The organism is Nocardia sp. NPDC004722, from assembly GCF_053601505.1.
On the sequence record NZ_JBSGBY010000355.1, the window covers coordinates 1 to 8,812 of the forward strand.

The 8,812-nt window shown below is 69.2% G+C and carries 11 protein-coding genes; 3 read left to right on the forward strand and 8 right to left on the reverse strand.

Annotated elements, in window-relative coordinates; genetic code table 11:
* Positions 1–772 (reverse strand): class I SAM-dependent methyltransferase (locus ACWELQ_RS28970; RefSeq protein ID WP_452400203.1); only part of this gene is annotated, 772 nt, incomplete at its 3' end.
* Positions 773–819: 47 nt separating this feature from the next.
* A complete protein-coding gene (locus tag ACWELQ_RS28975) occupies positions 820–1,620 on the reverse strand; it encodes an alpha/beta fold hydrolase (protein WP_452400204.1) in 801 nt (266 codons plus the stop codon).
* Positions 1,621–1,697: 77 nt separating this feature from the next.
* Between ACWELQ_RS28975 and ACWELQ_RS28980 the strand changes: the two genes are divergently transcribed.
* Positions 1,698–2,579, forward strand: coding sequence for a helix-turn-helix domain-containing protein (locus ACWELQ_RS28980; protein WP_452400205.1), 882 nt, complete (start codon positions 1,698–1,700; stop codon positions 2,577–2,579).
* Here the strand turns inward: ACWELQ_RS28980 and ACWELQ_RS28985 are convergent.
* From ACWELQ_RS28985 to ACWELQ_RS29000, 4 genes are all read right to left on the reverse strand, one after another.
* Positions 2,554–3,000 (reverse strand): hypothetical protein, encoded by a 447-nt coding sequence (locus ACWELQ_RS28985; protein ID WP_452400206.1) that lies wholly within the window; start codon positions 2,998–3,000, stop codon positions 2,554–2,556. The genes ACWELQ_RS28980 and ACWELQ_RS28985 overlap by 26 nt on opposite strands.
* The gene (locus tag ACWELQ_RS28990) at positions 2,997–3,431 is read right to left on the reverse strand and encodes a MarR family winged helix-turn-helix transcriptional regulator (RefSeq protein ID WP_452400207.1); all 435 of its coding nucleotides are present in this window, start codon (positions 3,429–3,431) and stop codon (positions 2,997–2,999) included. The genes ACWELQ_RS28985 and ACWELQ_RS28990 overlap by 4 nt, the downstream gene beginning before the upstream one ends.
* A 91-nt stretch (positions 3,432–3,522) precedes the next feature.
* The gene (locus ACWELQ_RS28995) at positions 3,523–5,388 is read right to left on the reverse strand and encodes a Na+/H+ antiporter (RefSeq protein WP_452400208.1); all 1,866 of its coding nucleotides are present in this window, start codon (positions 5,386–5,388) and stop codon (positions 3,523–3,525) included.
* Positions 5,389–5,486: 98 nt separating this feature from the next.
* Positions 5,487–5,762 carry a hypothetical protein gene (locus ACWELQ_RS29000; protein ID WP_452400209.1) on the reverse strand — a complete coding sequence of 92 codons (276 nt, stop codon included), beginning with the start codon at positions 5,760–5,762 and terminating at the stop codon, positions 5,487–5,489.
* A gap of 145 nt (positions 5,763–5,907) precedes the next feature.
* Between ACWELQ_RS29000 and ACWELQ_RS29005 the strand changes: the two genes are divergently transcribed.
* Positions 5,908–7,263, forward strand: coding sequence for a GDSL-type esterase/lipase family protein (locus ACWELQ_RS29005; RefSeq protein WP_452400210.1), 1,356 nt, complete (start codon positions 5,908–5,910; stop codon positions 7,261–7,263).
* On the opposite strand, the gene ACWELQ_RS29010 is transcribed toward ACWELQ_RS29005, so the two are convergent.
* The gene (locus ACWELQ_RS29010; protein WP_452400213.1) at positions 7,260–7,784 is read right to left on the reverse strand and encodes a TetR/AcrR family transcriptional regulator; all 525 of its coding nucleotides are present in this window, start codon (positions 7,782–7,784) and stop codon (positions 7,260–7,262) included. The two genes, ACWELQ_RS29005 and ACWELQ_RS29010, sit on opposite strands and share 4 nt — an antisense overlap.
* A 58-nt stretch (positions 7,785–7,842) precedes the next feature.
* Here ACWELQ_RS29010 and ACWELQ_RS29015 point away from each other — a divergent pair, with 58 nt between their 5' ends.
* Positions 7,843–8,568: an alpha/beta hydrolase family protein gene (locus tag ACWELQ_RS29015; protein ID WP_452400211.1), complete on the forward strand. Its 726-nt coding sequence runs from the start codon at positions 7,843–7,845 to the stop codon at positions 8,566–8,568.
* 24 nt (positions 8,569–8,592) lie between these two features.
* Here the strand turns inward: ACWELQ_RS29015 and ACWELQ_RS29020 are convergent.
* Positions 8,593–8,812: rhodanese-like domain-containing protein (locus tag ACWELQ_RS29020; RefSeq protein ID WP_452400212.1), on the reverse strand; the 220-nt coding region annotated here is incomplete at its 5' end.

The following is an 8,812-nucleotide window of genomic DNA, read 5'->3' on the forward strand; positions in this document are numbered from 1 at the left end:
GCAGGGCCCGGCCGATCGGGGTGTTCGCGGCCCGCCGCAGCAGCGGCGAACCCCACCGGCCCCGCCCGGGCGGCGGCACGAGATCCACGCACGCAACGACTCCCGGGATGCGATCGGGCAACTGCCGCGCCTGGCGCAGGGACTGGCTGTAGGGCATCGGCGGCGCGACGTAGCGCTCGCTCAAGCGCACCTTGCCCCGCATCGTCGCCATGCTGAACACCCGCGGGATGGAGTCGTAGACGAGTGTGCCGCCGGGAAAGTGCGCCGCCAGTTCCCCGATCAGCCGATGCACCTCGGCCGGCGGCAGGTACATGAACAAGCCCTCCGCGGTGATCACCGCGGGCCCCGAGGGCACCCGCTCGAGCCAGGCACGGTCCAGCACCGAATACGCCAGCCGGGTGATGGCCGCCGCGGCGGGCAGCAGACGCTGTTGCGTGGCAACCATTTCCGGCAGGTCCAGGGAATACCAGTCCACCGCGGGCTCACCCAGCCGCCAGTACGTCGTCTGCAACCCTTCCCCGAGCGCGACCACCGGCGCCCCGGGGTGGGCGGCGAGAAAATCGGTGATGACCGCGTCGATCACCATCGCCCGCATCGAATGCACCTGACTCGGCGGCCCGAAACGCTCGAAATCCTCACCACCGAGCCCCCGATACAGCCGCACCGCCTCCTCGTCGGTGAAGGCGGAGTCGGGGCGCAGCGCCTCCTCGGCTCGATTGCGCAGCGTCCACAGCGCCGTCTCGGGCACCGCGGTCAATTCGGTTTCCTGCATGGGACTCTCCTCGTTCGGTGATGCGTGCGTTCGGTGATGGGGTGGCTTCAGTCGAGGGCATGTTCGGTGGTGAAGGCCAGCACGATCGAGGCCGTGCGCGCCGGATCCTCCAGATTCGGCGAGTGCCCGACCCCGGCGAGCACCTCGACTCTCGAGCCGGGAACGACGAGGTATTCGCCCGCGTGTGCGGGCCGCCACCGGGCGTCGTCCTCGCCGAAGAGCACCAGCAACGGTTTGCCCAGCGGCGCAAGCCGTTGCGGCAGGGACCGCTCCTCGAGGTAGGCGCAGTTGGCCAGCGAGGCGGCCGCGAACACCGCGGGGTCGATCTCGCGGAACTGCTCCACATACTCCTGCGGGATCTCGTAGCCCGCGCGGAACCCCGACCGCATCAGCCCGCGGAACTGATCATCGGTGAGCTCCGCCCACGGCACCGTCACGGCCGGACCGTCCGGCGGGGTGTACGCGCCCATGTCGGGCCCGAAATCGATGATCACGACCCCGGTGACGAGGTCGGGGCGCTGCTCGGCCAGCGCGGTAGCGACCGCGCTGCCACTGGAATGCCCGACGGCGACGACCTGCTGGATGCCCAACGCCCGCACCGCGACTCCGACCCGACGTGCCTGATCGGCCACCGTGTACTCCCGGCCGTCGAGTGCCGCCGAGCCGCCACACCCGAGCAGGTCGACACGAATCACGCGATGCGATCCGGTCAGCAACGGCACCATCGGATCCCACGATCGCCCCGAGGCGGCCGTGCCGTGAATGAGCAGCAATGCCGGGGCATCACGCGGTCCGTCGGTGCGGACGTGGATCCCTTCGGCCGTGATCTCGTTGCCGGAAGCAGTCATTCCTGCACTATGGCCGCCGCCGCATAAGCACGTATTGGACAAATGTTCCCGCCGCCCGCCCTGCGTACGATGACGGCATGGGGACCGGCGTGCAGCAGGACGGTGCGATGCTGTGGGATATCGCCTGCCCGCGCGGGCCCAGCCGGTTGCCCGGGCTCACCATGGCCGGTTTCGGTGATCGCGGCCGCACCCCGGCCGCGCTGCGGTTGATCCCGCACCCCGCCGTGACCCTGTTGCTGGTGTTCGGCGGCACGATCGCCCTGCGCGATCCCGCCGGAGCCCGGCATGTCGGCAGCTTCGCCATCGGGCCCGGTTACGGCGGCGTCTTCCGCGCACTCCAGGTCGACACCTTCGACTGCCTGCAAATCCGCTTGTCGCCCTTGGCGGCGCACGCGGTGCTGGGACCGGCCGTGGCCGAACTCGACAACGCCGTCGTCTCCCTCGAAGACCTCTCGGGCAGTGACGCGACCCGAATCTCCGAGCAGCTCGGCGCACTCGGCGATTGGCGAGATCGCTTCGCGCGCACCGAGAACTGGCTGCTCGAGCGGACCGCGACGGCCACGGACGTCCATCCGGAAGTGGCGCGAGCGTGGCACCGCCTGATCGACAGTCGGGGAACGGCCCGCATCGAGGAACTGGCCGCCGAGGTCGGCTGGAGCCGCAAACGCCTGTGGTCGCGCTTCGGTACCCAACTGGGTCTGCCGCCCAAACAGGCCGCGAAACTCATCCGCTTCGACCACGCCGTGCACGACCTGGTCGCGGGCCGTTCCCTCGCCGCGGTCGCGGCCGCGCGCGGCTACACCGACCAGTCCCACCTGCATCGAGACATCATGTCGTTCACCGGATCCACCCCCGCGACCGTCGTCGACGAACCCTTCCTGGCCGTCGACCACCTCGCCTGGGGTCGCCCCGCCCGGCCACAGCCCGCGATGGCTATGCGCACCAAGGGAATGCGCTGAGGTCCGGCTCCACCCAGCCGCGCCTCGCCGCGGGCAGCGCCAGCGTCCCCGGCCGATAGAAACGACTCAGCAACCGCTTGTCGAGCAGAGCGCCGTGATGCGCGGCGAAGGCCGTGAAATCCTCCTCACCGGACTCCGTCGCGTGATGGCCCACCAGCTCCACCCAGGCGCGGCTGACGGTGACGTGATACTTCTGCGGCGCGCCCGCGTAACGCGCGGTGCGCTGAATACCGTTGCTGACCAACTCGATTGCCGCGGGCACACCGCAGCGGCGCACGGCCAGCCAGGTCAGGTGCACGTGTTCGCGGTGGCCGAAGCGTGCGGCGCTCGCCATCACCTCGGCCATCAGTTCGTCGAAATCGCCACTGTTGTCGACATCGGCACGGTCGTGGGTGTTGGGTTCGGAGTGCGGTGTGGTCATGAGGACACCTCGGTGAGGGCTTGCAGCGCATCACGCAGGCCCGCAACGGCTTCCGCGGGCAATCCGGCCAGCGCGCGGCGCTCCAGATCGGTCATGGTTTCCCGGATGGTGGCGGCGGTGCTCCGCCCGGACGCGGTGAGTTCGATCAACACGGCCCGGCGATCTCCCGGACGGTTGCCCCGCGTGATGTGGCCGCGCCGCTCGAGCCGATCCAGCACGCTGCTGAGCGTGGTGGGCCGAGTCCCCACGGCGACACCCAGTTCCGACACGGTCCGCCCGCGCCCGTCGGCAAGGTTGGCCAACGCGTTGATCTCCGAAGCGGTCAAATCCAGATCGACCAACTCCGCCGCGAGCACCTGCAACGTGGCATGTGTCGCCCGCTGCAACGCCAGCACAGCCGACCATTCGGAAGACAACGAACCAGATCCCACGATTTCGTACTATACGATTTCGTAGTATCTGTTGCAAGACCTCGGCCGGTGCGAAGAGCATTGCCGGTCAACGGAATCGACCGCGCAGCGCTCAGCCCAGGAGTTCGTCCAGGTAGCACCAGCGCCAGGATTCGCCGGGTTCGACACTGCGCATGACCGGGTGGCCGGTGTTGTTGAAGTGCTTGGTGGCGTGGTTGCCGGGGGAGGAGTCGCAGCAGGCCACATGGCCGCAGTCGAGGCACATGCGCAAATGGACCCAGACCAGGCCCTCGTCGAGGCATTCACCGCAGGCGTCGGGAGTGTCAGGGGTACGGACACAAGGTGCTTCGCGCAGGTGTTCGCAGCCCGCGGTCACGGGGGAACCCAGAGCCAGACCGTCGTCATCGTCGGCCTCGGAGATGCGGTCGATGGTGGATTCCTCGATGTCGAGGGTCGCCATGACCGCTTGCAGCACTTCCTGATCGATCACGCCGGAATCGCGGATGCGCAGCACGGTTTCGCGTTCGGCGGCCAGCATCGCCAGGCGTAGTCGGCGGTATTCGCCGCTGGGGGTGACCCGCTGGGATTCCGAGCGGCCCAGCAACTCCCACGCGGATTGGGCGCGCACGACCACCCGGTTGCGCAGAGCGTCGACGACGTCGGGCGGGGTTTCCGGTGAGATGTTCTCCTCGAGCGCCTTGAGTCCGGCCGAGGTGGCCTGTTGCAGCAGGTTGGCCTCCTGCAACAGGTCTTCGGCCTGGCTGGGACCGCGCAGCCGCAGCAGCCGCACCAGCGTCGGCAGCGAGAGTCCTTGCAGCAGCAGGGTTCCGCCCACCACGACGACCGCCAGCAACTGCAGAGTCGCCAATTCGGGTGTGTCGCTGGGCAACAGCAGGGCCGCAGCTAGCGTCACCACGCCGCGCATGCCCGCCCAGCCGACCACCGCCGGGCCGGTCCACTCCGGTTTGGGTTTGCCCTGGCGCTTGCCCTCGATCGCCCAGGCGAGATAAGTGGCCGGGAACGTCCAGATCGGCCGCACCACGATCACGGTCGCCAGCACGGCCACACAGGTGAGCAGCAGCGTCGAATGCGGCAGGTCGCTGTGCCAGGCGGCCTCCACCAGATGCCGCACCTGCAAGCCGATGAGCAGGAAGACCGCGCTCTCGAGCAGGAATTGGATGGTGCGCCAATTGGTGTGCTCGGCGATGCGCGAGGCCGCGCTCTGCCAGTGCGGGGCGCCGTGACCCAGGATCAGACCACAGGTCACCACCGCGATGACGCCCGAAGCATGCACGGCCTCGGCGGGCAGATACGCGATCCACGGCGCGAGCAGCGACACCGACGTATCGAGCACCGGGTCGTTGATGCGCCGGCGCAGGAACGCCAGCACCAGCGCCGCGACGCCACCGATGAGCGCGCCACCACCGGCCGCCCCGATGAAACTGGCCCCCGCCTCCCACATCGTCACGCTGCCCGCCATGGCCGCGACCGCGGTCCGCAGCGTCACCAGCGCGGTGGCGTCGTTGAACAGGGACTCACCCTCGAGCAGGGTCACGATCCGCCGCGGCATCCCCACCCGCCGCGCCACCGCGGTCGCCGCGACCGCATCCGGCGGGGCCACGATCGCCCCGATCGCCACCGCCGCCGAGAACGGCACCGGCAGCAGCCAATACACCACCCCGCCCACCGCGAACGCGGTGAACAACACCAACCCCACCGACAGCATGGTGATCGAGGTCTTCTTGGGCTTGAAGTCGATCAGCGAGGCCCGGATCGCGGTCGTGTACAGCAGCGGCGGCAGCAACCCCAGCAACACCAGCTCGGGTTCGATATCGAACTCCGGCACGAACGGCAGATACGAGGCCACCACCCCGGCCACCGTCAGAACGAATGGCTCACCCAACCCCAGCCGCCGCGCACCGGCCGCCAATGCGACCGCCACCGACACCAGCACGACGAGTCCGAACGCCCACTCCACGGGAATATCCTGCCAGCCGCGGTCCCCGAACCCCGCACCGGCTCGCCACGGGCGAACACATCCGCCCCGCAACCGGCGCTATCGCCGCTGCACCGCCACTATTCGGCGTGTCCGGCGTTCGACCGCGAGATCGCGAACACCCCGATACGGGCGATCAACGCCAGCACCCACAGCCCGACCCCGACCAGATTCCATTCCGTCCCCGAATTCGCGTACGTCCCGGCGAGGATGGCGACCACCCCCGACCCGAAACACAGAGCCGTGACGACGTTGCAGACATTGCGCGTGATGTGCAGGCCGACGGGCAGACCCGCGGTTGGCTCGATACTGATGGTGAATCTCCCTGCCCGGCTACTGATCTCGACCCGAGGCACCTTAGCGTGTCCTTGCCCCGGTTGCCGAGTCGGCAGGAACTGGCGGGTGGGCCAACGATATTCGCGTTCGCCGTCGGCGGACCGATCGGTCGCGATAGTGTGCGCCGCACGCGAACCACTGCGCAGCCAGACCGACGGAGTACCGATGCCCCTGCCACCAGATCGGCGCATGACCAGTAGCGGCGGCCACGGACTTCGGGTGTTGGGGGTGATGATGGCGGTGACGCTCGGGGTGGGGTTTCCCGGGCTCGGGGCGGGAGTGGCTGGCGCGGAAGAATTTTCGTCGCCGGAGTGCGGGGGATCGCACTGGGTCGGGTCGTGGGCGGTCGCGCCGTCGGACTGGGTGGGGCTGGCCGATCCGGGGCTCACCCCGCAGGTTTCGGTCGCCGATCAGACCTACCGGATCGTGGTCACCCCGCATCTGGGTGGCGGGACGCTCCGGGTTCACCTCACCAATCGCTTTCGCCCGCTGCCGCTCACGATCGGCGCGGTGACGATCGGGGTGCAGGCGGCCGGTGCGGGCGTCGTGGCGGAATCGCTTCGCCCGGTGACCTTCTCCGGCCGTACGGGCGCGCGCATCGCCGCCGGTGACGACCTGGTCAGCGATCCGATCGACCTGCCGGTCCGCGCCTGGCAGCGGCTGGCGCTCAGCATTCACCTGCCGGACTCGGCGCTGCTGCCGACCGAGCATTTCGACGGCGAGGCCACCAGCTACTACGCGCCACCCGGCACCGGCGACCACACCGCCGACAGTGCCCCCGACGCCTTCACACTGCGCACGACTTCGGTGCCGCTGGCGGCGGGGCTCGACGTCGAGGCTGCCGCAGCGGCCTCGAGCCTGGTCGCCCTGGGCGATTCGATCACCGACGGCTACGTCGCCTCGAATGTGCTCGGCGTCCCGCAGGATTCGACGGTGGTGGACACCGACTCCCGCTATCCGGACTTCCTGCAACGCCGCCTGGACGCGGCCGGGCGCGCGATCTCGGTCCTCGACCTGGGCATCTCCGGAAATCGGGTGCTCGCGGGCGGATTCATCCCGCAGTTCGGCCCCAGCATCCTTGACCGCCTCGACCGCGACGTCCTCGCGCAGGCGGGCGTCACCGAGGTGATCGTCCTGGAAGGCATCAACGACCTCGGCATCCCCATCGGCCCGAACTACGAACAGCTCGTCGACGCCTACACCACCCTGATCGCCCGCTTGAAAGCCGCAGGCCTGCACGTGCACCTGGGCACCCTGATGCCCGCCGCCAACGCCCTGTTCGACGGCGTCCTCGCACCCCTGGCCAATGACGTGCGCCTGCGCGTCAACGACTGGATACGGCATCAGACCCTCTCCGACAGCGTCATCGATTTCGCCGCCGCTCTAGCGAACCCGGCCGACCCGAACACCCTCGACCACCGTTTCGCCGACCCGGACAACCTGCACCCCAACCCCGCCGGATACCAGGCCATGGCCGAAGCCGTCGACCTGGACCGGCTACACGGGACCGAGTGCGGCTAGCCCTGACCGGCCGCGGACGGGACTTGCAACCCGCGCAGCAGTAGGCCGACCAGCCGGCGGGGGTCGTAGCGGGGATCGTCGTCGCGGCCGATACAGAGGTTGCCGACGCCGCGCATCAGCTCGAAAGCCTCGGTGCCGGGCATGATTTCACCGGCCGCCTCGGCGGCGGCGAGCAATTCCGCGCAGACAGGGACCAGCCGGTCGAGGAAATAGGTGTGCAGGGCATCGAAGCCGTCGCTGCGCGGCGCATCGGCCAGCCCGTGCTTGGTGACCAGGAAATCGATGAACAGATCGATCCACCGGCGCAGCGCTGTCAACGCGGAATCGTTCTCGGCCAACAGGATCGGGCCCGCCTCCGCGCACGCCTCGACCTGATGGCGGTACACGGCCACGACCAACTCCGCCCGCGTCGGGAAATGCCGGTACATCGTCCCGATCCCCACACCCGCGCGCGCCGAGATCTCACGGATCGGCGCATTGACACCGGAGGTCACGAACACCTCGGCGGCGGCCGCCAGCAGCGTCTGCTGATACGGCTATGCCCCGCTCGCCCATTACTGGGCCGCGCACGGCTTCGCGGTGATCCAGCCGACGCACCTGGACTCCATGACGCTCGCCGACCACCCGGCCTTGAAACACCCTGCCGCCGAATCGGTTCCGCACTGGCGCTCCCGCGCCGAAGGCATGACCTTCATCCTCGACCGGCTCGAGGCGATCGCGGCGAAGGTCCCGCAGCTGAGCGGTCGCCTGGATCCGAGCAGGGTCGCCGTGGCCGGACACTCGATGGGCGGGCACACCGCCGGAGTCCTGCTCGGTGCGCGCCTGACTGATCCCGCCGGCGGGGACCTGATGAGCCTGGCCGAGCCGCGCATCGCGGCGGGCATCCTGTTGGCGGCACCCGGCCGTGGTGATGCGGTCACCGACTTCGTCGCCCAGCGCTATCCGTTCCTTTCGACCACCGACTTCACCGCGATGACGTCCCCGGCGTTGGTGGTCGCCGGAGACAAGGACGCCTCGGCCCACCTGACCGCGGCGGGCCCGGACTGGCACGTCGACCCCTACACCTTCGCCCCCGGCCCTAAATCCCTGCTCACCCTGTACGGGGCCGAACACGGTCTGGGCGGGATCTCCGGATACGACGTCGCCGAGACCACCGACGAGAATCCCGAGCGCGTCGCCACGGTACAGCGGGTGACGCTGGCCTACCTGCGCTCCGCGCTGACGAAGGACGATGCCGACTGGACGCGAGCGCGCGCCGAGATGGCCGACGGCTCGCACCCGATCGGTCGCATCGATTCGAAGTAGCCGGACCGAACCAGCCGGGCCGAACTAGCCAGGGCGGGGCGCGGATTCGAGCGGTTTGCCCGCATCCCGCCACGCGGTGAGCCCACCCGCGAGACTGAACGCGTCGAAGCCGCTGCGGCGAGCCAGGGCGGCGAAACGCAGCGACACCTCACCCACGGGGCAGACGAAAACCAGTGGCCGCGAGCGCGAGAACGGCACCCCTTGGACGAACATGTCCTCGAGTTGGTCGTCGCGAATATTCAGC

Bases quoted from the DNA above. Each gene is read 5' to 3' on its own strand.
- ACWELQ_RS28975 (WP_452400204.1), bottom strand. From the start codon at position 1,620: ATGACTGCTTCCGGCAACGAGATCACGGCCGAAGGGATCCACGTCCGC.
- ACWELQ_RS28980 (WP_452400205.1), top strand. From the start codon at position 1,698: ATGGGGACCGGCGTGCAGCAGGACGGTGCGATGCTGTGGGATATCGCC.
- ACWELQ_RS28985 (WP_452400206.1), bottom strand. From the start codon at position 3,000: ATGACCACACCGCACTCCGAACCCAACACCCACGACCGTGCCGATGTC.
- ACWELQ_RS29005 (WP_452400210.1), top strand. From the start codon at position 5,908: ATGCCCCTGCCACCAGATCGGCGCATGACCAGTAGCGGCGGCCACGGA.